Origin of the sequence: Mycolicibacter acidiphilus, assembly GCF_018455725.1 — a bacterium.
Taxonomy (GTDB): Bacteria; Actinomycetota; Actinomycetes; order Mycobacteriales; family Mycobacteriaceae; genus Mycobacterium; species Mycobacterium acidiphilum.
The window spans coordinates 81,596-106,701 of the sequence record NZ_JAHCLR010000005.1; the positions used below are offsets into that span (position 1 = coordinate 81,596).

The window sequence follows — 25,106 nt, forward strand, 5'->3', positions numbered from 1 at the left end:
CGTAAAATCTGCAGGTGTGATCCCGTTGCCGCGCCCGTGGGCCCTGAGTGCCGCGATGCTGGTCGGAGTGGCCGCCGGGGTGCTGCTGGGGGTCGGTGTGCCGTTGCTGGTCTCGGTGCGGCCGCGCCCGGATGTGGTGATCGCGCTGGTGCTCGCGGTGCCGAGCGCCGCCGGGCTGCTGACGATCGTGCTCTCCACGCGGCGGTGGCTGACCGGGCTGGGGGCGGCCCTGCTCGCGCTGGGGGTCGGCTGGTTCGGGGTGCTGACCGTGGTGCAGGTGGCGTCCGGTGGCTGAGCAGGAAGTGGTCGACACCGGGTCGCTGCCGATGACCGAGCCGCACTGGCCGCCGAGCCTGGACACCGGCCCGCACCCGACGCCGCTGTCTGATGAGGTGGAGTCGACACCGGAACCGCAACCGGTTCAGGAAGTCGCTGTCGAACCGGAAGTCCCGAAGCGGCCGCGGTCGTCGTCGGCCGGGTCGGTGACCGTGCGCGGGCACCTGCAATTCCTGCAGTGGTGGCAGCTGCCGCTGGTGCTGGCCGCGGTGTGGATACCGGCCGCCGGGATCGGGCTGGGGCTGTTCGCCTGGTGGTACTCGCTGGCCGACAAGACCCCCGCGGTGTTCGTCACGCTGGTCTACGCGGTGGTGTGCGTCGTGGCCGGGTTGATCCTGGCGATGGTCGGGGAGAAACCGCTGGTCGCGGCGGTGGCGATCGCGGTGATGTCGGCGGTGTTCGCCTCGGGGGTGGCCGCGGCGCCGCTGTACGGGCATCACTACTGCCACCACGCCAGCCGGTGCCTGGCCGGCATCCTGCCCTACTGAGCGCCTCGTAGGCTGTTGCCGTGACGGCTGTGGTGATCGTTGGTGGCGGGCTGGCGGGTGCGATAACCGTTGAGAAACTGCGCGACCGGGGGTTCGACGGCCGCATCACCCTGTTCGCCGCGGAGCCGCACCTGCCCTATGACCGGGTGCCGCTGTCCAAGGACTTCCTCGCCGCGAAGACCTCGGCGGTGGCGGTCGGCTATGCCGAGGCCGGCCGGCGGCTGGGGCTGCCCGCCATCACCGTGCACGACGCTGACTGGTATTCCGGTCAGGGTGTTGAGGTGCGGGTGGGGACTCGTGTGACCGTTTTGGACCCGGCCGGACACCGGGTGACGTTGGCCGACGGTAGCGGGGTCGGCTACGACCGGCTGGTACTGGCGACCGGCGCGCGGGCTCGCCGGCTGCCGATTCCCGGTGCCGACGCGGCCGGGGTGCACTACCTGCGCACCGCTGACGACGCTGCCGCGCTGGATGCGGTGCTGCGTACGGGCTCGTCGCTGGTGGTGATCGGGGCTGGCTGGATCGGACTGGAGGTCGCCGCCAGCGCCCGGGCACGCGGGGTCGACGTGACCGTGCTGGGCCGTTCCGCGTTGCCGCTGCCTTCCCTCGGTCCTGAGGTCGGTCAGATCTTCGCCGACCTGCACTGGGGGCATGGAGTGGACCTGCGACTGTCGGCTGCCGTTGTGAGCATTCGCACCGCCGGTGGGGTCGCGACCGGTGTCGAACTGGGCGATGGGTCCGTGGTCGCCGCCGACACCGTCCTGATCGCGGTCGGGGCGCAACCGAACGTCGAACTCGCTTGTGAGGCCGGCCTGACGGTGGCCGACGGGGGAGTCGCCGTCGACGCCGCACTGCGCAGCAGCGCCCCAGACGTCTTCGCCGTCGGGGACGTCGCGGCCGCTGAGCATCCGCTGCTGGGGGCGCGACTGGCCGGCGGGCACTGGGCGGAGGCGCTCAAGCAGCCGGCGGTGGTGGCCGCGGGCATCCTCGGGCAGCAGGCGCAGTACGCCGACCTGCCGTACTTCTTCACCGACCAGTACGAACTGGGCATGGAGTACGTCGGCTACGCCCCCGACTATGCGCGGGTGGTGTTCCAGGGCGACGTCGACTCCGGTGCCTACCTGGTGTTCTGGCTCGCCGCCGACGACCGCGTGCTCGCCGGGATGACGGTCAACGTGATGGGGCGGATCGGGGAGATCAAGGAGCTGATCCGATCGGGTGGGGTGCTTCAGTCGTGATCTGAACGGTCCTGGGGCGGTTTCACCGGAATCGCGGGCCGCCCGCCGCGGAGCACCCGCTCGATCAGATCCAGCAATTCGTCCGGGTCATCGACGTCGGCATCATTCCAGGACATGAGCGCGTTGGCGAGGTCGATCGGCCGGACGGTGAGTTGTAGGCCGAGCAGGATGGTTTCGGTTTCGCCGGTGACGGGGTGGTAGACGATCTGCGTTTGCAATGACTTGTTCGGCCCCGTTGTGACGATCATGGGCGTGATCGAAACGATCTGGTCGCGGCGTATTTCGGTCAATTCAGACCCGGGCATACCCAACCGTAGTGTCAATGCGGATGGCGAGATGTGGAGAACGCATCGCCGCCACATGTTTATGATGCTGTGCAGGAATAATGGCATCAGGCACAAGAGAACGATGCCGCCGAACTGGAGCCAGGCCGGATTGTCCGAATCGCGGCCCGCCGCGATCAGGGCGACGCCCATTAGTGGGAGCAGCAGGCACAAGAAATAGTTATTGCCTTCGTACCAGGGAACGTAGCGGCAGATGATGCTATCGGTCGTTCGGATGACATCTGGCCGAAAAATTCGTCGCCGCCCAACGGCAATGATGAACACTGCAAAAATAATCCAAACGGACCAGTACCACTCCAGGCCTCCCTGTATCGCTGCGACTGCCAGAAGGCAAAGTGCGAACGCTAAACTGTATCGCAGCATGTTCCTCTGGGAGAATCTCGCTTGGCTGCTGGTCATTAGCGAGTGTTCGAGTCACTCGTGATCGGAACGGTCGTCGTGCACATCGGCGTTGGATTCAAGCGCTGAGCGACTCGGTGGCGGTATCACATCGGACACGGATTTTGATTGGAGAATGCGTTCGATCAGGTCTAGCAGTTCGTCTGGGTCGTCTATGGCGGCGTCCTCCCATGCGATGAGCGCATTGGTAAGGTTGATTGGACGGACGCTGAATTGTAGGCCGATCAGAAGTTTTTTGACCTCGTTGTTATCGACTCCTGCAACTTCGGGATGATAGGCGATTTCAACCTGCAACGACCGTCCACCCACCCCGTTCGAAACCGTTAACGGAATGATCGAAATGACTTGCTCGCGTTGAATTCGAATGAGGTCAGAACCGATCTTGGCCAATCGTACGGTCAGATCTGATGGGGAAATGTAGAGGATGCATAGACGCCACATGCTGACGGCGCTGATCAGAGTGAATGGTGTCACGGCGAGTAGCAGTATTCCTACGAACCGAAGCCATGGCGGGTTGCCGGGATCGCCCCCCGCTACCATGGCGGAGACTCCCATCAGTGGAAGTGCCAGGAGTACGATGTATGCATTTCCCTCGTACCACGGGATGTAGCGGCAGATGATCCCATCGGGCATACGTCTGACGCTCGTCCGAAGGATGCGGCGTTTACCGACCATGATAATCATTGCTACATATAAAAGTACTACTGAGTCGTACCAGGGTGCGTTCCCTTGCGTTGTTGCTACCACTGCCATGAGGCAGAGGAACCCGCTGAAAACGTATGGGAAGACGCGTCTCGATTCGCGTTTTACTCCGCTGTCTGCCATCAGCGACCGTCCCGTGTTCTCATTACTGGAGCGTTGCCGTAGCCATGCGCGGATGTTGGACCTGCCGCACCATCCGTTTGTCTTGTGTCGTCAATTCGGACCGACAGTTGAACGTTTTTACGGTCGACCGGTGAGGCATGCAACGCGGTCACCGTCAACTGTGCGATGAGCGTCTCCTTTCCCTCCGTGATGATCCGAGACCGTGACTGACTGTCGAGAATCCCGAGTTCATGGGTGATCTGCATGGTGAGTGTCCCTGCGGCGCCAGGGCCCTCAGCGGCCGGTCCAAGTTCACGATGCAATTCATGACACTGCGCTACCGACTGCAGCTGCTGTTCAGCTAGCATGGCGAACAACTCAACAGTAGCGAAGCACGCCTTGATGCGATGCTTCGTCAGCACCGCGTTAGCGCAGAACGTGTCGATGTACGGGTCGGTGCGACAGATCCATATGCGGCATCCAACAGCGGAGTCGAAGAGTTCCCATCCTGGTGGGCCTTCCACCTCCACTGCAAATCCGCCGAAGCGGTCGGCTGGAGACATGGCTATTCCATGCTGCTGCACGAACTCATCGAATCGCATCATCGATGTCCTACCCTGACCCAAATACGGACTTCAGGCCGCGGATTGCACCGCCAACAACATTATCTGCTGTCCACTCCCACACATCCCCGGCGATCGCTGATCCTTTGAAGGCAGCGAACGCCCCCACGCCTGCGCCGACTACCAAGCCAACCGCAGTTCCCGCGCCGGGAACGACAGAGCCAATTGCTCCAGCAGCTAACATGTCCGCCACGAAACCGCCAGTTGCCGCACCAGCATAGAGCCCTATACCAGTTCCGGCACTTTCCCGGAATACTGCCTCCGACCAGGAGTTGCCGTCGGCGTGATCGGTGAACACAGCCGGAATCGCGCCGGCCGCACCGGCGACTCGCCCGAGGCGAGAGAGGCCTTTCAATTCGACGCCGCGGATCGTCGGATCCTGTAAGAACTTCGTCAAGGTAGGGCTGGGTGCGCCGGGACCGGTTTTGGGACCCTCCGCGAGAACCTTTTCCACCGCTTTGCCCACACCGTCCGCGGTGCCACCAGTGATTGCCCCTGCGCTACCGAGTATCACGTCGCGCCTCGTTGTGTCTTTTTTGGGGCTGCCGGTTGGTGCCGGCACCGTTCCGGGCAGGCCCAAACCGCCTGCGCCGCCGTCCCCTTCGGCTCCGCGGGCCGAATTCTCACCGGGCGAGCCCAGCACGCCTGCCCCACCGTCAGCACCTGCGTTTCCGGCTGTTTGCACCGCCTCGATCGACGCCTGGGCAGTTGCCATCGTGGCCGCGTACCCATCACGCGTGGCCTGGACGTCGCCCAATGCGACCCCCACCATCGCGACTGCCCCGTCGCGCAGTTCCTGGGCATCCTCGTCGTTGGCTTCGGCGGCCCCGATCGCATCGTCAAGTTCATGGAGTCCGTTGTCCACTACCGCGATCTCCGCATCGCAGGAGCGCTGCGCTGTCGCCAACGCCGTAGCCACGTTCTCCAATTGCAGTGCGATCTTGCCGAGTTGGGACTTCTGCAGGCGCAAAGTTTCGGTTGCGTAGGTCACCTCGGGCGACTCGGTGATCGGATGCTCGGCACCGTTGTGCCGCCAGCCCTTCTCAAAATATTCCTTGGCCCTCTTGAAGTCGTCTTCGACCTCGGTGGCGGAGCCGGCCGCCGCGTGATAGGCGTCAGCCAATGTGTTGATCGCGCCGGCGTCCCCGGCTTGCAGTTCGTCGTTGAGCTGCCAGGGATCCCCGCCCGCCTCATCGATTAGCGCACGGACAGAGAGCTTGACCAACCCCAGCGGCCACGGCATCAGGTGGTGCCGAAGCCGGTTTCGGCCGCCCGCAGGGAGTCGGCGGACGCAGTGTCGCGCGCGGTGAATGCTTGGGCGCCGGACAGGCTCTTGTCGCCGATGTCGGTCAGGGTGTGGTGATGACTCTGCAACTGCTCGACATGGCCCTGGTGTGCCGCCGAGACCGCCTGGTGGAATGCGTGGGCTTCGGCGAAATCGCCGAAGATCCCGGCTGCCGGCTTCTTCCCCGCGAGATTGCCTGCTGCGGTCGACGCGGTCTGTGCGGCGTCACCGCACCGGCCCGCGCCTGCCTGCAGATGCGCAGTATCGACTTCCATGCTCGGCCCGGTCACGGTCTATCCGTCCTCTCGAAAACTTCGGAAAGATAGATTACCGGCTCGAAACCTGTGAACCCGCCTAGAAAACGTCGGTGCGGACTCCGTGACCTCGCCCGTCACGAAGCAGTGAACGGATTCGCCAGCCGGACCCCTTCGATCACCTGGCCGTGGCTGAGGTCTTCGGTCCAGAGGGTTTCGCAACGCAGTTCGGCGGCGCTGCGAACGATCATCGCGTCCCAGAAGGATAGTTGGTGCCGGGTTGTCCACGCCGCCGCGGCGACGACGTCGTCCGCCAGCGGTGAATGCACCCGCCACCGGGACAGGCTCTTCAAGCGGTCGGCTGCGGACTCGGGGGTGAGCGTCTTGGCAGCCATGCGCGTCGCGTTGACGTAGAACTCCTGCAGAACCTGCATGCTCAGAGCGCCGCGTCGTTCCCGCCACAGCCGATCGACCAGCGCGCGAGCGGCGTCATGGCGATCGCCGGCGGTCGTATCGTAGGCGTACAACAGGACGTTGGTGTCGACGAACTCCATGATCAGCGCTGGTGTAACTCGTCGCGCGACCACGTCATCGGCCCGATCTGCAGCCCGGAATCCCCGCTCATAATCCGGCGTTCGCGTTCGGCCACGTCGTCGTAGTCGTCCACCTCGCCGACGAGTTGCTCAAGCAGTCGCGCCACCAGGCCTGACACCGACATGTCGCGCTGAGCCGCCAGAACCTTCGCTCGTCGCACCAGTTCCGCAGGCATCGTCAGCGTGATGTTCTTCGACGGCATGTGTTTCAGTGTAACCCTGAAACACAGTCATGATCTGGCCTGATTCTGCACGTGCGCACCGCCACTGTCCGGTGCGGGCGACGCCCGGATAGGGTGGACGGGTGACCCACTTTGACGTCGTTGTCCTCGGAGCCGGCCCCGGCGGGTACGTCGCGGCCATTCGCGCCGCCCAGCTGGGCCTGAACACCGCCATCATCGAACCGAAATATTGGGGCGGAGTCTGCCTCAACGTCGGTTGCATCCCGAGCAAGGCGCTGCTGCGCAACGCCGAGTTGGCGCACATCTTCACCAAGGAAGCCAAGGACTTCGGGATCAGCGGCGAGGCCACGTTCGACTACGGCGCGGCGTTCGACCGCAGCCGCAAGGTGGCCGAGGGCCGCGTGACCGGTGTGCACTTCTTGATGAAGAAGAACAAGATCACCGAGATCCACGGCTACGGCCGGTTCACCGACGCGAACACGCTGGCGGTCGAGCTCAACGAGGGCGGCACCGAGACCGTCACGTTCGGCAACGCGATCATCGCCACCGGCAGCAGCACCCGGCTGGTGCCCGGCACGTCGCTGAGCGCCAACGTCGTCACCTACGAGCAGCTGATCCTCACCCGGGAGCTGCCGAAATCGATCGTCATCGCCGGCGCCGGCGCCATCGGCATGGAGTTCTCCTACGTGCTGTCCAACTACGGCGTCGACGTGACCGTGGTGGAGTTCCTGCCGCGCGCGCTGCCCAACGAGGACGCCGAGGTCTCCAAGGAGATCGAGAAGCAGTTCAAGAAGCTCGGCGTGAAGATCCGCACCGGCACCAAGGTCGAGTCCATCAACGATGACGGTTCCACTGTCACCGTCACCGTCAGCAAGGACGGCGCCACCGAGACCCTGCAGGCCGACAAGGTGCTGCAGGCCATCGGCTTCGCGCCCAACGTCGACGGTTACGGGCTCGAGGCGGCCGGGGTGGCGCTCACCGAACGCCGCGCGATCGGCGTCGGCGAGTTCCTGCAGACCTCGCAGCCGCACATCTACGCGATCGGCGACGTCACCGGACTGCTGCAGCTGGCGCACGTCGCCGAGGCGCAGGCCGTCGTCGCCGCCGAGACCATCGCCGGCGTGGAGACCATGAGCCTGGGCGACTACCGGATGATGCCGCGCGCCACGTTCTGCCAGCCGCAGGTCGCCAGCTTCGGCCTCACCGAGGAGCAGGCGAAGGCCGAGGGCTACGACATCAAGGTCGCGAAGTTCCCGTTCACCGCCAACGGCAAGGCGCACGGTGTCGGTGACCCGAGCGGGTTCGTCAAGCTGATCGCCGACGCCAAGTACGGCGAGCTGATCGGCGGGCACCTGGTCGGCCACGACGTCTCCGAGCTGCTGCCAGAGCTCACCCTGGCGCAGAAGTGGGACCTGACCGCCACCGAGTTGGCTCGCAACGTGCACACCCACCCGACCATGTCCGAGGCGCTGCAGGAGTGCTTCCACGGGCTGATCGGGCACATGATCAACTTCTGATCCGGACGTGCGGCCGGCTCAGAAGATCGCGTAGGAGTCCCGGGCCAACCGGAATCCGCGGCCGGTGCCCTGGTCGGTGCAGGTGATGCCGTCGGTGGCGCTGGCGCAGCGGAAGCCGTAGCGGGTGGTCTCGGTGCCGTAGGCCAGCACCGGCAGGCCGTCTTTGAACACGGTGTCGGAGATGCACTGGAAGTGCGCCGGCTCGTCGCGGCTCATCTGCAGGCTGCGACCCCATGGACCCTGGCCGCAGAACCGGGTGTGGATCGGCGGCGCGGGCGGCGGGGTGAACGTCGGGTCCTTGACGTCGCAGCGCAGGTACGGGACGTCATCGCCGGGGCGGATGTCACAGACGATGTTGCCGGTGGGACTGCGGAACCAGGTGGGGTCGGGGTCGGCGTGCGCCGGCCCTGCCAAGCCCGGTCCGACCAGCCCGAGCGCCACCACCGCGGCGGCGGCCCCTCGATTTCGGCGCGATAAACGTCGCTGAGCGGGCATTATCGCGCCGAAATCACGTGGTGGAGGGGCATGCCGACGACGTTAGCGCAGGTACTGCCCCCGCGGTCGCCGGTTCAGCCCTTGAACGGCAGCAGCTTGTCGAGTTCGTTGATGTGCTGGCGAAGCTCGTGGATCAGTGCGGTGCCCCGGGCGCTCTGCTCCAGCGCGGTCATGCCATCGCCGCCTTCGACGTGCTGCGTCAGCCGTGCGACGACGTCGCGGCTGGCGGTCACGGCCCGGTCGAGCAGGTCCGCGGTCGAGTGGGATTCGGCGATCTGGGTCATGGGCCGAAGCCTAACGACCGGGAAACGATGGGGGACAGGCCATCTGGTGTGGGAAATCTAACACCAGCAATTCTTGGTCAAAATACGGCCGGTGTCGGAGATTGGTTACATGACCGCGGACAGCGACACGCCGACGCACGGCGCGCTCGGCCGACGCCTGGGAGCCCTGGTGGTGGGTTTCGAGCCGGTCATCTACGCGGTCGCGTTCCTGCTGCTGGTGATCTCGGCGGTGCTGGTAGTCATCGGCAGTGCCGACGCTGTCGTCGCCGCGGTGACCCGGCGAGTCGACGCCATTGACGGTGGAGTGCTGATCCTGGATCGCGTCCTGCTCGTGCTGATCGTCGCCGAATTGGCCTACACCCTGCGCACCGTGCTGCAGTATCGGCAGATCGCCGCCGAACCGTTCCTGCTGATCGGCCTGATCGCGGCGGTGCGGCGCATCCTGATCGTCACCGCCGCGTTCGAGCAGAACCCGACCGGTGACGAACTGACCCGGTTGCTCTACGAACTGGGTGCGCTGGGCCTGCTGGTGCTGACCGTCGCCGCCGCGATCTTCCTGCTGCGCTTCAGTTCCCGGTACAAGCCAACGGCACAGCCCGGTCAGCCCTGACCGGGGCGACTTTCGAAGACGAACTCGTGGCTGCCGATGCGGATGCGGTCACCGTCGGCGAGGACGACGCTGGCATCGATCCGCCGGCCCGCCACCACGACACCGTTGGTCGACCGCAGATCGGTGATGACGAAACCCGCTCCGGTGTAACCGATCACGGCGTGGTTGCGGCTGGCGTCGTCGGAGTCGAGAACAATGTCGTTGTCGGGGAGCCGCCCGATCCGGATGGCCGCGGCGTCCAGCCGATGACGGCGTCCGGTCGCGTCACGCAACTCCGCCGACGCGGGCCGCTCAAGTACGCCGACCTGCGGAACGAGGTCGGCGACGCGGTGCGCGGTGGTGCTGCAGGCGACTGCCGCGGCCGGCAGCGGCTGCTGGCGCAGGATCCGGTCATGCAGCGAACTGACCGTGGGCCCGGGGTCGATGCCGAGGTCATCGGCCAGGGCCGTCTTGAGCCGTCGGTAGGCGTCGAGTGCGTCGGATTGGCGTTCGGCGACGTAATAGGCGGTGATCAGTTGCGCCCACAACCGTTCCCGGTAGGGATGTTCGGTGCTGAGCGTCTCGAGTTCGCCGATGATGGCGTGGGCGCGCCCGCAGGCGATGTCGGCTTCGGCCCGCGCGACCTGGGTCACCACCTTGTCCTCGGACTGCACGGTGGCGAAGGCGTCGACGAACGCGAAATCGCGCAGGTCGTCGAGGACCGGACCGCGCCATTCGGCCAGCGCCGCCGACAGGTGGCCGGCGGCCCCGCCGTAGCGCCCGGCGGTGACGGCCTGCATGCCCAGGTTCCGTTCGGTGGTGAAGCGGCCCAGATCCCAGTCGGTGTCGGCGAAGCAGAGCCGGTATCCCGGTGGCGCACTCGCCAGCACTGCCTGCGGGTCGACCCCGGCGGTGCCGAGCAGCCGCCGCAGATTGGACACGTAGGAGTGGATGCTCGCCCGGGCCGCCGCGACCGGCTCATCTCCCCACACGGCGTGGATCAGGGAATCGACGGAGACCGGCCGGTTGCGGTGGATCACCAGCATGGCGAGCACCGCCCGCTGTTTCGCCGCGCCCAGCGGCACCGGCGTCCCGTTGACACTGACCTGCAGCGGCCCCAGGACGCCGAATTCCAGGGTGGGGGTCGGCATCGCGTCACCACCCTTTCGAGGTTCGCCGGTGTCGGCCCGCTGCCGAGACGTAACAGGTATACCGGTGATTCCTCCGAGACCGCTGAACGTCCTGCGGCGCAAGAATTCCTCAAGAATCCGTCGAGGGTTCCGCAAGGGCGTTGCTGCAACCTGGGGGTTGTCGGCCCAGCCGGCACCAGGGATCGAATCGAGAGAGGTGGTTGATCATGAACGCAAAGCGTGTGATGGGTGCGTCCGCGATCGCAGTCGGGGTCGGGCTGTCCGGACTGTTCGGCGCCGGGATCGGGGCGGCCAACGCCGCCCCCGCGGAGTTCCAGCCGGGCATGAGCGTGTTCAGCCAGTCCGGTCCGGACATCCGGTTGGACCACCACGACCGCAAGAAGGCGCTGAAGCAGGAGAAGCACGACCTCAAGCACAACCGTCAGGACCTCAGCACGGTCGGGCACCGCTGGTAGTCCGAGATTTCGGCGCGGTTCGGCTCGCTCAGCGGGCCGAACCGCGCCGAAATCGCGTGGGTGGTCTAGATGACGGCGCCGACGGCGAAGCCGGTGAGCATGCCGACGGCATTGGCGACGGCGTTGACGGCGTCATTGCTCACCCACCGCCAGCCGGAACGCGGGACAGCGGGGACGCTGCAGTGCTCCCGGTCTTCGACGACGGCGCCGCACCCCGGGCAGGTGAACCGGCCCTGCACGGTTGCGCCGATCACGGTGTCGGTCAGCGAGCCGACGATGCCCGCCACCACACCGACGAGGATCATCGCCGGCCCGGCGAACAGGGCCCCGAAACCGCCGACGGCCACCGCGCCCAACACCGTCGCCGCCGAACCCAGCGGCGAGACCGCCCCCGAGGTGCCCTTCGGTACCCGCCGCCAACTGCGCAGTGACAGCGGCTCTTTCGAGGAGAAGCGGCCGATCTCCGAGGCCCAGGAGTCGGCGATGCCAGCGGCGATCCCACCGATCGACACCGCGAACCAGACCGGGGCGCCGGTCAGCGCATAGCCGAGGACCGGCACCACCACCGGCAGGCCCGCATTGACCGCAACCTGGCTCATGCCGCGCAGCCCCCGGGTCTGCTTCGGCCGCCGATAGGCGGTCAGCACGCTGGTCACCGAGAAGAAGACCGCGGCCGGGATGATCCAGGCCCAGCCGCCCAGGCCCACCGCGACCGCCGCCACCAGCCCGCCGCAGATCGCGCCCGGCAGATCCAGCCAGCGCATCCGGAGCATGAACGGCACGATCGCGCAGCCGAACGCCAGCCCGACCAGCCAGTGCAACGCCGCCGCATCGGACAGGTCGCGACCCACGTGCAGCAGCAGCGCCACCCACGGCGTGATCAGCAGGTTGTCGGCGGCCGGTGCCACCAGCAGTTCGACGGCGGCGGTGGTCACCGCGACGAACGCCGAAGCCGCCAGCGCCACAACGAGACTCATCCGCAACCCGGTGAGGCAGAACGTCAGCGACACCGTGAACGCCACCGCGACGAACACGACCGACCCCTCCAGCGACCGCACCGCACCGCTGACCGCGACCCGGTGCCGGCCGAACCGGTGCCCGACCAGTGCCGCACCCGCATCGGCCAGGCCGAGCACCAGCACGCCCGCCGCGATCGCCACCCGATCCGGCCAGAACGCCAGCACCGCGATCAGCGCGCCAGCGGCGAACCCGACCAGCCCGTAATCCCGGATCCGGGTGCCGTCGAAAACCCCCGGCACCGGGACCAGGCCCTTCTCGACGATCAGCGCGAGCGCGACCGTGGCCACCGCCAGCACGCACGCCACCACCGCACCGCTGGACAGCTGGAACGCGGCCAGCGCCGCGAACGCCCCGCACAGCGCGTGCGGGATCTTGCGGGTGACGACCGGGCCCGCGCCGAACCGGACCAACAGCCGTCCGGTGAGGATCAGCACCGCCGCGATCAGCAGCGTCCCACCGCCGGCGACGGCCAGATCGTGCCGGATCAGCGCCGTCACGCGCCGGGCCGCGGGCCGTCGAGGCCGGCGCGTTCCACCGTCAGCAGGCTCTCCGCCCGGTGCTCCTGCGCGTAGGCGGCGGCACCGCCGTTGAGTCCGAACAGCCGCTTGCTCCACAGCAGCCAGGCCACCGCGACGATGTTGACCAGCAACGCGCCCAGTCGCAGGGCGGTCAGTTTCTCGGTCAGCTCGTAGATCTCCAGCGGCAAGAAGACACTGGTCGCGATCACCGCGAAGTATTCGCCCCAGCGCCGCATCAACCACAGCCCGACGGCCTCGACGAGTTCGATCACCGCGTAGCAGGCCAACCCGGCGGCGATCCACAGCAGCGTCGACGACGACAGCGTGAACGCGCTTGCGATGTGCTGGATGATCTTGGAGTCGTCCGGGTTCCAGCCGATCTGATCCGCCAGCGGCCGCAGCAGCGGCAGGTCCTGCTCGAAGGCCTGCTGCAGTTGGGCTTTCGAGCCGCGGACCTTCAGCACACCGACCGCCAGCAGTACGAAGACGACGGCGCGCAGCATCCGTTCGACGGCCAGTGCGCGCATCAGCGTCCGGTCCCGCAGCAGCCGGCCGCGGGGGATCTCCGGTGCGGTGGCCGCCGGCCCACGGCGCCGCGGCGGGCCGACGACGAACGTCTCGCAGCGCAGGCAGCGCCACGCCTCACCGGCGGGGGTGTCGGCCCGCAGTCGCTCCCGCAGGTCCGGCTCGTCGGGGGCGAAGGTCGCATGCCCGCGCAGTCCGCAGGAGCGCAGCGCGAAATCCACCACGTGATTATCCCGGGTAGTCCAGCGGCACCCGCAGTGCGCTCAGCGTCGCCGCCAGCGCGTCGTATTGGGATGTCAGCATGACGAATTCGATCAGCCGGGTGCGGTCCAGGTGCTGCGACAGCTGAGCCCACGTGGCATCCGAGAGGGTGCGGGTGTCGACGAGTTCATCGATCCCGGTCAGCAGCGCCCGCTGCCGGTCGGTCAGCCCGTCGGCCGCCGGCCCCTCGAAGATGCGGGCCTGGGTGGCGTCGTCCAGGCCGATCGCGGCGGCCATCCGGGTGTGGTGCTGCATCTCGTAGCGGCTGTCCCGCAGGTGGGCTACCCGCAGGATCACCAGTTCGGTGTCCCGGGTCGGCAGCTTCCCACCGCGCATCAGCACCCCGCCGAACGGCAGCCAGCTCCACAGCAGCCGGCGGTGCTGGCCGAGCGTGGTGAACAGATGCGCCTGTGGGACGTGCTGACGTCGGGCGGCGAGCTTGCAGAACACCCAGTTGGCGACGCCGAGATCGCGCAGGCCGGGGGAGGCGGGGATACGGGAGGTCACCGCTGTTGCTTTACCAGATACGGCGAGACCGTGCTGCGATGTTCGTTGAGATCCAGGTCGCGGCCGAGCGCCGGGAACGCGCGCTGCGGGCAGTTGTCGCGCTCGCAGACCCGGCAGCCCGCCCCGATCGGGGTGGCGGTGCCGCCGTGCAGGTCCAAGCCCTCCGAGTACACCAGCCGGTGGGCGTGCCGCAATTCGCAGCCCAGCCCGATCGCGAACATCTTGCCGGGCTGGCCGTAGCGTGCGGCGCGGCGCTCGACGGTGCGCGCCACCCACAGGTACTTGCGCCCGTCGGGCATCTCGGCGATCTGCACCAGGATCTTGCCCGGGTTGGAGAACGTCTCGTAGACGTTCCACAGCGGGCAGGTGCCGCCCGATGACGAGAAGTGGAACCCGGTCGCCGACTGGCGCTTGCTCATGTTCCCGGCGCGGTCCACCCGCACGAACGAGAACGGAACTCCCCGCATCGAGGTGCGCTGCAGGGTGGAGAGCCGGTGGGCGATGGTCTCGTAGCTGACCCGGAAGAACGCCGACAGCCGTTCGATGTCGTAGCGGAACGTCTCGGCACTGTCGTGGAACTGCCCGTAGGGCAGCACGATCGCCGCCGCGAAGTAGTTGGCCAGCCCCATCCGGGCCAGGGTGCGGGAATCCTTGGAGGTGAACTTGCCCTCTTCCACCAGGCTGTCGATCAGCTCGTCGAACTCCAGGAACGCCAGCTCGGTGGCCATCTTGAACACCCGCTGCCCCCAGGACAGGTGGTTGGAGATGTCGAGGGTGCGGGTGGCGGCGTCGTAGCGGTGCAGCACGCTCTCACCGAGGTCGATGCGGCGGTTGATGTGCACCCCGTGCACCTCGGTCAGCCGGTTGGCGAGCTCCACGGCGAGCTCGCCCTGGTGGCGGCGCATCCGGGTGGCGAGGCCCTCGGCGGCGGTGTCGAGCTCATGCAGGTAGTTCTGCCGCTGATAGAAGTAGTCGCGGACCTCTTCGTGCGGCATCGTGATCACCCCGCTGCCGGCGGCGTAGCGCTCCTCGGTGGCGGCGGCCAGCTGCGCACTGGTGATCTGGTAGCGCCGGTGCAGGTTGACCATCGCCTGGGCCAGCTTGGGGTGGGTGCTGACCAGCTCGGCGACCTCGGGCAAGTCCACGTCGACGTCCAGGTCGCGGTCCATGGCGACCTCGCGCAGTTCGGCGACCAGCCGGGTGTCGTCCTGGGAGGCGAAGAAGGTGGCGTCCACCCCGAACACGTCGGTGATCCGCAGCAGCACCGCGACCGTCAACGGGCGGACGTCGTGTTCGATCTGGTTGAGGTAGCTCGGGGAGATCTCCAGCATCTGCGCCAGTGCGGCCTGGCTGAACCCGCGTTCGCTGCGCAGCTGGCGCACCCGGGAGCCGACGTAGGTCTTCGCCACCCAGCCGAGGTTACCCGGCTGCGAAGAGGCTGTTCGCATGATTGGCAGGCCGGCGGTGGGCGGCCGGCCCGGCGGTAGTGTCACGACGTGGACGCCGACGCGATATACGAGATCGCCCGCTACCGCCGCGGTGAGGACTCCGACGGGCTGAGCGGCCGCCGGCAGCTGATCACCGGCGCCGACGGCTCGCTGGCGGTGCGGCACGGCGACGGCCGGGTGAGCCCGTGCCCGCAGCACAGCGCCGCTGCGGCGATCGCCGCCGATCCGGGGTTGCACGGCATCGACCCGATCGAGGTCACCGAGATCTGCGGCCGCCGCGACGTGCTGGACGAGCTGCCGCTGCTGCTGCGGATGCTCGATGAGGCGCACCCGCCGGAGTCCTACGAGGTGTACGTCGAGGACGACCGGTGGGACGTGCTGGAGACCGTCGACGGGCCGCGGGCCTTCCCGGAGGGTTACGCCATCGCCGGCAGCGGGACGCTGCCCGACGAATGGGTGGCGGTCCGCTGGGCCGACCCGTCGGGTGCCGTGAAACCGGTGGCCGTCGGCCGGCTCGGGCTGGTGACGCCGGCGGTGGTCGCAGACGTCTGCGTTGCGGGGCGGGACGATCCGCGGATCGCCATCGCGGCGCGCGGCGACGATGCGGGCGCCGTCGCCGGCTGGCTGCTGCACGGCGGCTTCGCGAGCACCGTGCGGGCCGAGCCCGACATGCCCGCCGCGCTCATCGGGTTGTTCGCCGCCGCGGCGGCCGGCGGCACGCACGCCTTCGCCGAGCTGTCGATGGCGCTGTCGCTCGGCGACGACGTGGTGCGGGACGTGCTGGGCCGGGTCGCCGACTATCGTTTGCACAGATGATCCGGGGCAGGGAGCGCACGGTATGACAGGTAGCGAATCGCAGCAGCAGACCGGTTTGGGCAAGGTTCTGATGCCGGTGCCGGATCCGCATCCCGACGTATTCGACCGGCAGTGGCCGCTGCGCGTCGCCGACATCGACCGTACCGGCCGGCTGCGGTTCGACGGCGCCGCCCGCTACATCCAGGACATCGGCCAGGACCAGCTGCGGGAGATGGGCTACCAGGACGTCCACCCGCTGTGGATCGTGCGCCGGACGATGATCGACATGATTGCGCCGATCGAGTTCCAGGACATGCTGCGGGTGCGGCGCTGGTGTTCGGGGACGTCGAGCCGCTGGTGCGAGATGCGGGTCCGCATCGACGGGCGCCGCGGCGGCCGCATCGAAGCCGAGTCGTTCTGGATCAACATCAACCGGGAGACGCAGGGCCCGTCGCTGCTCGTCGACGATTTCCAGGCCGGCCTGAAACGCACCACCACAGTGGACCGGCTGCGCTGGAAGGCCTACCTGAAGGCCGGCGGTCGTGATGACGCTGCGGAGATCCATGACTTCCCGCTGCGGTTCACCGACATCGACCTGTTCGACCACATGAACAACTCGGTGTACTGGAGCGTGGTGGAGGACTACCTGTCCGGTTATCCGGAGCTGCTGGCCGCCCCGCTGCGGGTGACCCTGGAGCACGAGGCGCCGGTGGCGCTCGGCGACAAGCTGGAGATCGTCGCGCACGTCCACCCCGCCGGATCGACCGATCTGTTCGGCCCCGACCTGGCCGATCGCACTGTTAGAACGCTCACATACCTCGTCGGCGACGAGGTGAAAGCCCTCGCCGCGATCTTCGCGCTGTAACACGTTCTAGTCAGTACGTCCGTACTGCTAACGCCGACGCTGACCTGTGCAAACCGGTTACCGATCGGTAGCTTCACTGCCTAATTCCACGATGGCCATACCTGCCAGTTCTTCGCAGAATTAGCAAACGCTCGTTACTTCATTGCTTAAGTTGGCAGCGAAAACCGGTGGACCTGGGCGGATCGGCTATGCCAAGGTCGCCTTAACACCCCGGTAAATCTGTTGAGGGTTAGCAAGCCTTCGAGGGGTGATCGCCAAGATGAAGGAGCGCACTATGTCGACTGTCGGCACGCCGAAGAGCCCCGAGCAGATTCAGCACGACTGGGACCACAACCCGCGTTGGAAGGGCGTCACCCGCACCTACAGCGCCGAGGACGTCGTCAAGCTGCAGGGCCACGTCGTCGAGGAGCACACCCTGGCCCGCCGCGGCGCCGAGGTCCTCTGGGAGCAGCTGCACGACCTGGACTACATCAACGCCCTCGGTGCGCTGACCGGCAACATGGCCGTCCAGCAGGTCCGGGCCGGCCTGAAGGCCATCTACCTGTCCGGGTGGCAGGTCGCCGGTGACGCCAACCTGTCCGGCCACACCTACCCCGACCAGAGCCTCTACCCGGCCAACTCGGTGCCGCAGGTGGTGCGCCGGATCAACAACGCGCTGCTGCGTGCCGACGAGATCGCCAAGGTCGAGGGCGACACCTCGGTCGCCAACTGGCTGGCCCCGATCGTCGCCGACGGTGAGGCCGGCTTCGGTGGCGCGCTGAACGTCTACGAGCTGCAGAAGGCGATGATCGCCGCCGGTGTCGCCGGCAGCCACTGGGAGGACCAGCTGGCCTCGGAGAAGAAGTGCGGCCACCTCGGTGGCAAGGTGCTGATCCCGACCCAGCAGCACATCCGCACCCTGACCTCCGCGCGTCTGGCCGCGGACGTCGCCGACGTGCCGACCGTGGTCATCGCCCGCACCGACGCCGAGGCCGCCACCCTGATCACCTCCGACGTCGACGAGCGCGACCAGCCGTTCGTCACCGGTGAGCGCACCTCCGAGGGCTTCTTCCGGGTGAAGAACGGCCTGGAGCCCTGCATCGCCCGCGCCAAGTCCTACGCCCCGTACGCCGACCTGATCTGGATGGAGACCGGCACCCCGGACCTGGAGCTGGCGAAGAAGTTCGCCGAGGGCGTCAAGGCGGAGTTCCCGGACCAGATGCTGGCCTACAACTGCTCGCCGTCGTTCAACTGGAAGCAGCACCTGGACGACGCGACCATCGCCAAGTTCCAGAACGAGCTGGGCGCGATGGGCTTCAAGTTCCAGTTCATCACCCTGGCCGGCTTCCACGCGCTGAACTACTCGATGTTCGACCTGGCGCACGGCTACGCCCGCAAGCAGATGAGCGCCTACGTGGAGCTGCAGGAGCGCGAGTTCGCCGCCGAGGAGCGGGGCTACACCGCCACCAAGCACCAGCGTGAGGTCGGCGCCGGCTACTTCGACAAGATCGCCACCACCGTGGACCCGACGTCGTCGACCACCGCGCTGGCCGGTTCCACCGAAGAGGGCCAGTTCCACTAAGCCGAGGGGCGCCAGCCCCGAGGTGAAGTGGAACCGAAGGCGTAAGCCACTAAGCCGAGGGGCGCCAGCCCCGAGGTGAAGTGGAACCGAAGGCGTAAGCCACTAACCTAAGCTTCACTAGCTCACTGAGCGCGAGCGTGCAGAGTTGTACGGTATTCCCCAGGTCGGGGCGTACAACTCTGCACGCTCGCGGCGTATGGAAGGCATGAAAGGAACACAGTGTCGATCGAACGAGTAGGCGTCATCGGAGCCGGCCAGATGGGCGGCGGCATCGCCGAGGTGTCGGCACGCGCCGGCGTCGACGTGAAGGTCTTCGAGACCACCGACGAACTGGTCACCGCGGGACGCAACCGGATCGTCAAGTCGCTGGAACGCGGCGTCAGCGCCGGCAAGATCACCGAGCGCGAGCGCGACACCGCCATCGACAAGCTGACCTTCACCACCAACCTGGCCGATCTGGCCGACCGGCAGCTGGTGATCGAGGCCGTCATCGAGGACGAGAACGTCAAGGCGAAGATCTTCGCCGAACTCGACGCGGTCATCACCGATCCGGATGCGGTGCTGGCGTCGAACACGTCGTCGATCCCGATCATGAAGATCGCCGCCGCCACCAAGAACCCGCAGCGGGTGCTGGGGCTGCACTTCTTCAACCCGGTGCCGGTGCTGCCGCTGGTCGAGCTGATCAGCACGCTGGTCACCGACGACGCCGCCGCCGCCCGCGTCGAGGAGTTCGCCGGCACCGTGCTCGGCAAGCAGGTGGTCCGCTGCAGCGACCGGTCCGGCTTCGTCGTCAACGCGCTGCTGGTGCCGTTCCTGCTGTCGGCGGTCCGGATGCTCGAATCCGGGTTCGCCACCGTCGAGGACATCGACAAGGCCGTCGTCGCCGGGCTGTCGCACCCGATGGGACCGCTGCGGCTCTCAGACCTGGTCGGCCTGGACACCCTCAAGCTGATCGCGGACAAGATGTACGACGAGTTCAAGGAACCGCTGTACGCCGCGCCGCCGCTGCTGCTCCGGATGGTCGAGGCCGGCCAGCTGGGCAAGAAGTCCCGCCGGGGTTTTTACACCTACTGATCACCCGCCGGCACCCGTCGCCACGGCAGCATCGGCGACGGGTGCGGCACGGCGTTGAACTTCTCCAGCGAGCCGCCCACCTCGACGATCCCGTACAGCGCACTCCAGGCGAACATGGTCAGGTAGTCGATCAGCTCGTCGGCGGTCATCCGCGGGTCCAGCAGCCAGGAGTGGGTGGCCAGCTGCACCGCGCCGACGATCATGTACGACCACGGCTCGACGCCGCTGGTGTCCATGCCGACCTCGTTCATCCGCAGCCGCAGCATCACCGCGAGCATCCGGGCGATGATCCGCTCGGAGTCGGCGATCACCTTGCTTTTCGCCGCGGAGCTGTTGGCCATCACGAACCGGTACGGCTCGGGCTCGGACGCCACGGTCTGCACGTACACCCGGATGATCTCGCGGGTCAGGTCGAAGCCGTCCATGTTCGACGACAGCGCCTTGGCCATGTTGGGGATCAGGGTGGTCTGCGTGAACCGCATCATCACCGCGGTGGTCAAGTCGTTCTTGTCGACGAAGTAGCGGTACAGCACGGTCTTGGAGACGCCGATCTCCGCGGCGATCTCATCCATGCTGACGTACCGGCCGCGCTGCCGGATCGCCTCGATCGTGCCGTCGATCAGGTCGTTGCGACGTTCGACCTTGTGCTGGTGCCACCGCCGCTTGCGACCATCGGTCTTCGCCGATCCGGCTCGGAGCTGTTCTGCCACTATCGCGGGTTCCCATTCACTAGACGTTTCAGATAATACGGCCCGGTGCTGCGACATCCGCGCAGCGGTAACAGTTACCGAGGGTGAAATGGCGGATTATGGTCGGGTGGTGCATCGAACCGGTTCAGGGCGGGCAGTGCGATCGCTGGCGGAGTCGTTTGCCGGCGCCGACCCGGACGCCGACGCCAAGCGGCTAAGGGATCTGCGGCGGATGAAGCTGGTGGCGCTGGGCTTTCTGCTCGGTGCGACCGTCGTCTTCCTGCTCTGCCGGTGGGTGCAGATGGACGGCGGGGCGGGGGCCTGGGTCGGGTACGTCGGGGCGGCCGCCGAAGCGGGCATGGTCGGTGCGCTGGCGGACTGGTTCGCGGTGACCGCCCTGTTCAAACATCCACTGGGCGTGCCGATCCCGCACACCGCGATCATCAAGCGCAAGAAGGATCAGCTGGGGGAGGGGCTGGGCAACTTCGTGCGGGAGAACTTCCTGTCGCCGCAGGTGGTGGAGGCCAAACTGCGCGACGCGGCGATCTCGGGCCGGCTGGGCAAATGGCTCGCCGACTCCGCGCACGCCGAGCGGGTGGCCGGCGAGGTCGCGACCGTGGCGCGGGTGCTGGTGGAGTTGCTGCGCGACGAGGAGATCGCGTACGTCATCGACCGGATGATCGTCCGCCGCATCGCCGAGCCGCAGTGGGGACCGCCGGTGGGCCGGATGCTGGGCAGCCTGCTCGCGGAGAACCGGCAGGAGGCGATGATCCAGTTGCTGGCGGACCGGGCGTTCCAGTGGTCGCTGAACGCCGGTGAGGTGATCCAGCGGGTGGTGGAGCGGGACTCGCCGAGCTGGTCCCCGCGGTTCGTCGACCATCTGCTCGGGGACCGGATCCACCGTGAGCTGATCGACTTCACCGATAAGGTGCGGCGCAACCCCGACCACGAGTTGCGGCGCAACGCCACCCGCTTCCTGTTCGAGTTCGCCGACGACCTGCAGCACGACCCGGCGACGATCGCCAAGGCGGACTCGGTGAAGGACCAGGTGATGGCGCGCGAGGAGGTCGCGCGCGCGGCGGCGACGGCGTGGGCGACGCTGAAACGGTACGTACTCGAAGGGGTCGACGATCCGACCGGTCCGCTGCGCACCCGGATCGCCGCGGCGGTGGTGCAGATCGGCGAATCCCTGCGTGACGACGCCGAACTGCGCGACAAGGTGGACAACTGGATCGTGCGGGCCGCCAACCGGCTGGTCGCCCAGTACGGGGTGGAGATCACCGCGATCATCACCGAGACCATCGAGCGCTGGGATGCCGACGAGGCGAGCCGGCGCATCGAACTGCACGTCGGCCGTGACCTGCAATTCATCCGGATCAACGGCACCGTCGTGGGTTCCCTGGCCGGGCTGGCGATCTACACCATAGCCCAACTTATGTTCTGACCTGCGCTAACTCACGCTAGCGAACGCTTGCAAAAATTAGCACCGCCCCGTAGCGTGGTGACTGTCCGCATTCGTCGCCGACGTGAAGGGGGTCACCATGGCGCAGGACGACAAGCTCGCCGCCGTCGTGTCGACGGCCGCGTCGGACATCGGCGGCTTCATCCGGGCGCAGCGCGAAGCGGCCCACGTGTCGATGCGGCAACTCGCCGACAAGGCCGGCGTCAGCAACCCGTACCTGTCCCAGATCGAGCGCGGGCTGCGCAAGCCCTCCGCGGACATCCTCAACCAGATCGCGAAGGCACTGCGGGTCTCCGCCGAGGTGCTCTACATCCGGGCGGGCATCCTCGAACCCAGCGAGCGCAGCGGAGTCCGCGACGCCGTCATCGTCGACACGGCGATCACCGAACGGCAGAAGCAGTTTCTGCTCGACACCTACGCGTCCTTCGTCCAGCAGAACGAAGCCGACGGTGAGGAGACGCCATCTGCCTGATCTCCCGTCCAACACCTGACCAGACCACAACGAGAAATCCCTACGGAAGGAAATGACCATGGCGGAGAACCCGACCATCGATGAACTGAAGACCCCGCTGCTCGCCGCGCTCGGCGCCGCGGACCTGGCCCTGGCCACCGTGAACGACCTGGTCGTCAGCCTGCGTGAGCGTGCCGAGGACGCCCGTGAGGCCGGCACCAGCCGCGTCGAGGTGAGCCGCGCTCGCCTGACCAAGCTGCAGGAGGACCTGCCCGAGCAGTTCGCCGAGCTGCGCGAGCGCTTCACCGCCGACGAGCTGCGCAAGGCGGCCGAGGGCTACGTGGAGGCCGCGTCCGGTCGCTACAACGACCTGGTGGCCCGCGGCGAGGCGGCGCTGGAGCGGCTGCGCAACCAGTCCCGCATCGACGACGCGTCGGCGCAGGTCGAGGGCTACGTCGACCAGGCCGTCGAGCTGACCCAGGAGGTGCTGGGCAACGTCGCGTCGCAGACCCGCGAGGTCGGTGAGCGCGCCGCCAAGCTGGTCGGCATCGAGCTGCCGAAGAAGGACGCCGAGCCGGCTCCGGCTGCCAAGAAGGCTGCCCCGGCCGCCAAGAAGGCTGCCCCGGCTGCGAAGAAGGCCGCCCCGGCCAAGAAGGCTCCCGCCAAGAAGGCTGCTGCCGCCAAGAAGGTCACCCAGAAGTAGTCGCAGTCGACGTTGAGGGCGGTGCCCGCCTAGGCTTGCAGCGTGTTCGCTATGAGCCTGGTGGGTACCGTCCTTCTCGTTTTGCAGATCGCCGTGTTCTTCACGGCGGTCTACGCGTTCGTTCACGCGGCGATGCAGCGGCCGGATGCCTACACCGCCACCGACAAGCTGACCAAGCCGGTGTGGCTGGTGATCCTGGGTATCGGGGCGCTGCTGGCCTTCGTGGCGCTGCGCGGGTCGGGGATGGACGTGCTGCTGCCGGTCGTGGCGATCTGCGCGGCGAGCATCTACCTGGTGGACGTCCGGCCCCGGCTGCTGGAGGTCCAGGGCAAGTCCCGCTGACCGGATGCGCTGCTGGATCGCCGCGGTGCCGGTGGCACTCGCGGCCTCGGTTTCGTTCTCGATCGCGGTCCCGGCCCGGGCCGAGGCGCCGCTGGTCGATCACACCGAATGGGTGAGCCTCGCGGGCCGGCCGAGCCTGCGGGTGTATCCGACCCCGGCCGGCCGGGCGGCGGCCGCCCGGTTGGACACCGACGATGACGCAGCCTGGCGCGAGGTGCTGACCGCCGCACCCGACGCCGACACCCCCGGCATGCGCGAGCAGTTCCGCTGCCACTGGGACTACGCCGAACTGGCCCAGCCCGGCAAGACCAGCTGGAACCTGGAGCCGTGGCGGCCGGTGGTCGACGAGGTCACCATGCTCGAAACCGGTTGTAACCCCGGCGGACCCGAGGAGACGTTCTGATGCCGATCACCCGTGCCGAACTGGCCGCGCTCGTCGACCACACCCTGCTCAAACCCGAGGCGACGGAGGCGCAGGTCGCCGCCGTCGTCGCCGAAGCCGCCGACCTGGGCGTCGCCACCGTCTGCGTGTCGCCGTCGATGGTCGCCGTCGCGGCCGGTGCGGGGGCCGGGGTGCCGATCGCCGCGGTGGCGGGGTTCCCGTCCGGCAAGCACCTGCCGGCGGTGAAGGCGCACGAGGCGGCGCTGGCCGTCGCCGCCGGGGCCGCCGAGATCGACATGGTGATCGACGTCGGTGCGGCGCTGGCGGGGGATTTCGCCGCGGTGCGCGCCGACATCGCGGCGGTGCGGGCCGCGGTGCCGCACGCGGTGCTCAAGGTGATCGTGGAGTCCGCCGCGCTGCTGGAATCCGGTGGTGATGCCGCGGTGACCGGTGCCTGCCGGGCCGCTGAGGACGCCGGCGCGGACTTCGTCAAGACCTCCACCGGGTTCCACCCGGCCGGCGGCGCCTCGGTGCGGGCGGTGGCGCTGCTGGCCGACGCGGTCGGCGGGCGGCTCGGGGTGAAGGCCAGCGGCGGCATCCGCACCGCCGCGGACGCACTGGCGATGCTGGACGCCGGGGCGAGCCGGCTGGGCCTGTCCGGCACCCGCGCGGTGCTCGACGGGCTGACCGAGGGCTAGAGGCTCGCGAAGCAGCCGTTGGAGCTGGAGCTCTGCGCCGGGATCGTCGAGTTCTGCGCCGCGAACTTGATCACCAGGCCGGAGTCGGTGACCTGCGCGCTGTCCAGGTGGATGCCCAGCGGCAGATCGTTGGTGGCCTTGGTGGTGAGCTCGTCGAGATTGCTCTGCACCTTGGCGTTGTCCAAGTCCAGTCCGAGCGCCGACAGGTCGACCACCTCGAGCTTCAGGGCGTTGTCGCTGATCTGCGGCTTGACCGTAGCGTGGCTGAGCAGACCCTTGAGTTCGATGGTGCCGTCACCGGGGCTGGTGGTGACGTGGCTGGCCACCAGGCTGCCGATCACCGGCACCACGTCCTCGATCGAGGACTTGATGCCGTCGGCCGGCCAGGTGATGGTGCCGTCGATGGACCCGATCGTGCCCTTGGAATCGGCGGTCTTCTGCACCTGGATGTCGTGGATGTCGAGGTTGAGCTTCATCCCCTTGGCGCTGCGCAGTTGGTTGCCGGCGGTCTGCACGGAGATGTCCGGGTAGTGGCCCTGGAAGTACTGCGCCAGCATCGGCGGGCTGGTGGCGAACGACACCGTCGCGGTGTCCTGCGCCTCGCACTGCACGGCGTCGGAGACCAGGCTGTCCGCCTTGTGCCGGGCGAACATCTCCGCGCCCAGGCCGCCGACCAGCACGATGGCGAGCAGTGCCGTCAGTACCAGCATCGCCAGTGGAAGACCGGTGAACCGGTGATGCTGCGGGGTGGGTGTCGTCGTCATCGTC

At 67.5% G+C, this 25,106-nt stretch carries 32 protein-coding genes; 16 read left to right on the forward strand and 16 right to left on the reverse strand.

The annotated features are described in order from the left end of the window. Positions 1–16 precede the first annotated feature (16 nt). The 3 genes from KIH27_RS04490 to KIH27_RS04500 are packed head-to-tail and all read left to right on the forward strand — an operon-like array spanning position 17 to position 2,062. Complete coding sequence (locus KIH27_RS04490; protein ID WP_214091730.1) at positions 17–295, forward strand: putative holin; 279 nt, start codon at positions 17–19, stop codon at positions 293–295. Next, positions 288–824: a hypothetical protein gene (locus KIH27_RS04495; protein ID WP_307856780.1), complete on the forward strand. Its 537-nt coding sequence runs from the start codon at positions 288–290 to the stop codon at positions 822–824. The genes KIH27_RS04490 and KIH27_RS04495 overlap by 8 nt, the downstream gene beginning before the upstream one ends. A 20-nt stretch (positions 825–844) precedes the next feature. Further along, complete coding sequence (locus KIH27_RS04500) at positions 845–2,062, forward strand: NAD(P)/FAD-dependent oxidoreductase (RefSeq protein WP_214091731.1); 1,218 nt, start codon at positions 845–847, stop codon at positions 2,060–2,062. Here KIH27_RS04500 and KIH27_RS04505 read toward each other — a convergent pair. The 7 genes from KIH27_RS04505 to KIH27_RS04535 form a co-directional block, all read right to left on the reverse strand. Then, positions 2,053–2,670, reverse strand: coding sequence for a hypothetical protein (locus KIH27_RS04505; RefSeq protein WP_307856781.1), 618 nt, complete (start codon positions 2,668–2,670; stop codon positions 2,053–2,055). The genes KIH27_RS04500 and KIH27_RS04505 overlap by 10 nt on opposite strands. Before the next feature lie 150 nt (positions 2,671–2,820). Continuing rightward, positions 2,821–3,438, reverse strand: coding sequence for a hypothetical protein (locus KIH27_RS04510; RefSeq protein ID WP_214091733.1), 618 nt, complete (start codon positions 3,436–3,438; stop codon positions 2,821–2,823). A gap of 191 nt (positions 3,439–3,629) precedes the next feature. After that, positions 3,630–4,214, reverse strand: coding sequence for a hypothetical protein (locus KIH27_RS04515; RefSeq protein ID WP_250149563.1), 585 nt, complete (start codon positions 4,212–4,214; stop codon positions 3,630–3,632). Between the two features lie 7 nt (positions 4,215–4,221). Then, complete coding sequence (locus tag KIH27_RS04520; RefSeq protein ID WP_250149564.1) at positions 4,222–5,475, reverse strand: putative alpha/beta hydrolase; 1,254 nt, start codon at positions 5,473–5,475, stop codon at positions 4,222–4,224. Next, complete coding sequence (locus KIH27_RS04525; RefSeq protein ID WP_214091734.1) at positions 5,475–5,792, reverse strand: DUF2563 family protein; 318 nt, start codon at positions 5,790–5,792, stop codon at positions 5,475–5,477. Before KIH27_RS04525 ends, KIH27_RS04520 begins: the two co-directional genes overlap by 1 nt. A gap of 116 nt (positions 5,793–5,908) precedes the next feature. Beyond that, complete coding sequence (locus KIH27_RS04530) at positions 5,909–6,325, reverse strand: PIN domain-containing protein (protein ID WP_214091735.1); 417 nt, start codon at positions 6,323–6,325, stop codon at positions 5,909–5,911. Positions 6,326–6,327: 2 nt separating this feature from the next. Continuing rightward, positions 6,328–6,567 (reverse strand): DUF6364 family protein, encoded by a 240-nt coding sequence (locus tag KIH27_RS04535; protein WP_214091736.1) that lies wholly within the window; start codon positions 6,565–6,567, stop codon positions 6,328–6,330. 101 nt (positions 6,568–6,668) lie between these two features. On the opposite strand from KIH27_RS04535, the gene lpdA reads away from it, so the two are divergent. Further along, positions 6,669–8,063 carry a dihydrolipoyl dehydrogenase gene (gene lpdA, locus KIH27_RS04540; RefSeq protein ID WP_214091737.1) on the forward strand — a complete coding sequence of 465 codons (1,395 nt, stop codon included), beginning with the start codon at positions 6,669–6,671 and terminating at the stop codon, positions 8,061–8,063. Positions 8,064–8,081: 18 nt separating this feature from the next. Here lpdA and KIH27_RS04545 read toward each other — a convergent pair whose 3' ends face one another. Next, positions 8,082–8,507: a DUF6636 domain-containing protein gene (locus KIH27_RS04545; protein ID WP_214091738.1), complete on the reverse strand. Its 426-nt coding sequence runs from the start codon at positions 8,505–8,507 to the stop codon at positions 8,082–8,084. Positions 8,508–8,632: 125 nt separating this feature from the next. Next, the gene (locus tag KIH27_RS04550; protein WP_214091828.1) at positions 8,633–8,842 is read right to left on the reverse strand and encodes a hypothetical protein; all 210 of its coding nucleotides are present in this window, start codon (positions 8,840–8,842) and stop codon (positions 8,633–8,635) included. A 91-nt stretch (positions 8,843–8,933) separates the two neighbouring features. Here KIH27_RS04550 and KIH27_RS04555 point away from each other — a divergent pair, with 91 nt between their 5' ends. Continuing rightward, the gene (locus tag KIH27_RS04555) at positions 8,934–9,452 is read left to right on the forward strand and encodes a phosphate-starvation-inducible PsiE family protein (RefSeq protein ID WP_214091739.1); all 519 of its coding nucleotides are present in this window, start codon (positions 8,934–8,936) and stop codon (positions 9,450–9,452) included. On the opposite strand, the gene KIH27_RS04560 is transcribed toward KIH27_RS04555, so the two are convergent. Beyond that, complete coding sequence (locus tag KIH27_RS04560; RefSeq protein ID WP_214091740.1) at positions 9,443–10,582, reverse strand: BTAD domain-containing putative transcriptional regulator; 1,140 nt, start codon at positions 10,580–10,582, stop codon at positions 9,443–9,445. The genes KIH27_RS04555 and KIH27_RS04560 overlap by 10 nt on opposite strands. A 206-nt stretch (positions 10,583–10,788) precedes the next feature. Here KIH27_RS04560 and KIH27_RS04565 point away from each other — a divergent pair, with 206 nt between their 5' ends. Further along, positions 10,789–11,037: a hypothetical protein gene (locus KIH27_RS04565; protein WP_214091741.1), complete on the forward strand. Its 249-nt coding sequence runs from the start codon at positions 10,789–10,791 to the stop codon at positions 11,035–11,037. A gap of 65 nt (positions 11,038–11,102) precedes the next feature. Here KIH27_RS04565 and KIH27_RS04570 read toward each other — a convergent pair whose 3' ends face one another. From KIH27_RS04570 to ramB, 4 genes are read right to left on the reverse strand one after another with little or no spacing between them, the layout of a single operon-like run. Then, a complete protein-coding gene (locus KIH27_RS04570) occupies positions 11,103–12,554 on the reverse strand; it encodes a DUF92 domain-containing protein (RefSeq protein ID WP_307856782.1) in 1,452 nt (483 codons plus the stop codon). Next, positions 12,551–13,324 (reverse strand): DUF2127 domain-containing protein, encoded by a 774-nt coding sequence (locus KIH27_RS04575; protein ID WP_214091742.1) that lies wholly within the window; start codon positions 13,322–13,324, stop codon positions 12,551–12,553. The genes KIH27_RS04570 and KIH27_RS04575 overlap by 4 nt, the downstream gene beginning before the upstream one ends. Positions 13,325–13,328: 4 nt before the next feature. Further along, positions 13,329–13,868, reverse strand: a complete 540-nt coding sequence (locus KIH27_RS04580; protein WP_214091743.1) for a carboxymuconolactone decarboxylase family protein — start codon at positions 13,866–13,868, stop codon at positions 13,329–13,331. After that, positions 13,865–15,277, reverse strand: coding sequence for an acetate metabolism transcriptional regulator RamB (gene ramB, locus KIH27_RS04585; RefSeq protein WP_214091744.1), 1,413 nt, complete (start codon positions 15,275–15,277; stop codon positions 13,865–13,867). Before ramB ends, KIH27_RS04580 begins: the two co-directional genes overlap by 4 nt. 87 nt (positions 15,278–15,364) lie before the next feature. Between ramB and KIH27_RS04590 the strand changes: the two genes are divergently transcribed. The 4 genes from KIH27_RS04590 (at position 15,365) to KIH27_RS04605 (ending at position 19,611) form a co-directional block, all read left to right on the forward strand. Then, a complete protein-coding gene (locus KIH27_RS04590) occupies positions 15,365–16,132 on the forward strand; it encodes a hypothetical protein (RefSeq protein WP_214091745.1) in 768 nt (255 codons plus the stop codon). 22 nt (positions 16,133–16,154) lie between these two features. After that, a complete protein-coding gene (locus tag KIH27_RS04595) occupies positions 16,155–16,976 on the forward strand; it encodes an acyl-[acyl-carrier-protein] thioesterase (RefSeq protein ID WP_214091746.1) in 822 nt (273 codons plus the stop codon). A 274-nt stretch (positions 16,977–17,250) separates the two neighbouring features. Continuing rightward, positions 17,251–18,537 carry an isocitrate lyase gene (gene aceA / locus KIH27_RS04600; RefSeq protein WP_214091747.1) on the forward strand — a complete coding sequence of 429 codons (1,287 nt, stop codon included), beginning with the start codon at positions 17,251–17,253 and terminating at the stop codon, positions 18,535–18,537. 219 nt (positions 18,538–18,756) lie between these two features. Further along, entirely contained in the window at positions 18,757–19,611 is an 855-nt protein-coding gene (locus KIH27_RS04605) for a 3-hydroxybutyryl-CoA dehydrogenase (RefSeq protein WP_214091748.1), read from the forward strand. Here KIH27_RS04605 and KIH27_RS04610 read toward each other — a convergent pair. Continuing rightward, positions 19,605–20,321, reverse strand: a complete 717-nt coding sequence (locus KIH27_RS04610) for a TetR/AcrR family transcriptional regulator (RefSeq protein WP_214091749.1) — start codon at positions 20,319–20,321, stop codon at positions 19,605–19,607. The genes KIH27_RS04605 and KIH27_RS04610 overlap by 7 nt on opposite strands. Positions 20,322–20,409: 88 nt before the next feature. Here KIH27_RS04610 and KIH27_RS04615 point away from each other — a divergent pair, with 88 nt between their 5' ends. From KIH27_RS04615 to deoC, 6 genes are all read left to right on the forward strand, one after another. Further along, positions 20,410–21,744 carry a DUF445 domain-containing protein gene (locus KIH27_RS04615; protein ID WP_214091750.1) on the forward strand — a complete coding sequence of 445 codons (1,335 nt, stop codon included), beginning with the start codon at positions 20,410–20,412 and terminating at the stop codon, positions 21,742–21,744. Positions 21,745–21,841: 97 nt separating this feature from the next. Then, on the forward strand, positions 21,842–22,234 hold the full coding sequence (locus tag KIH27_RS04620; protein WP_214091751.1) for a helix-turn-helix domain-containing protein: 393 nt from the start codon (positions 21,842–21,844) through the stop codon (positions 22,232–22,234). A gap of 58 nt (positions 22,235–22,292) precedes the next feature. After that, a complete protein-coding gene (locus KIH27_RS04625) occupies positions 22,293–22,916 on the forward strand; it encodes a heparin-binding hemagglutinin (RefSeq protein ID WP_214091752.1) in 624 nt (207 codons plus the stop codon). Positions 22,917–22,967: 51 nt separating this feature from the next. Beyond that, positions 22,968–23,258: a DUF2516 family protein gene (locus KIH27_RS04630; protein WP_214091753.1), complete on the forward strand. Its 291-nt coding sequence runs from the start codon at positions 22,968–22,970 to the stop codon at positions 23,256–23,258. A 4-nt stretch (positions 23,259–23,262) separates the two neighbouring features. Continuing rightward, on the forward strand, positions 23,263–23,661 hold the full coding sequence (locus tag KIH27_RS04635; protein WP_214091754.1) for a DUF2599 domain-containing protein: 399 nt from the start codon (positions 23,263–23,265) through the stop codon (positions 23,659–23,661). Further along, the gene (gene deoC, locus KIH27_RS04640; protein WP_214091755.1) at positions 23,661–24,338 is read left to right on the forward strand and encodes a deoxyribose-phosphate aldolase; all 678 of its coding nucleotides are present in this window, start codon (positions 23,661–23,663) and stop codon (positions 24,336–24,338) included. The genes KIH27_RS04635 and deoC overlap by 1 nt, the downstream gene beginning before the upstream one ends. On the opposite strand, the gene KIH27_RS04645 is transcribed toward deoC, so the two are convergent. Next, positions 24,335–25,102 (reverse strand): LmeA family phospholipid-binding protein, encoded by a 768-nt coding sequence (locus KIH27_RS04645; RefSeq protein ID WP_214091756.1) that lies wholly within the window; start codon positions 25,100–25,102, stop codon positions 24,335–24,337. The genes deoC and KIH27_RS04645 overlap by 4 nt on opposite strands. Between the last annotated feature and the right edge of the window lie 4 nt (positions 25,103–25,106).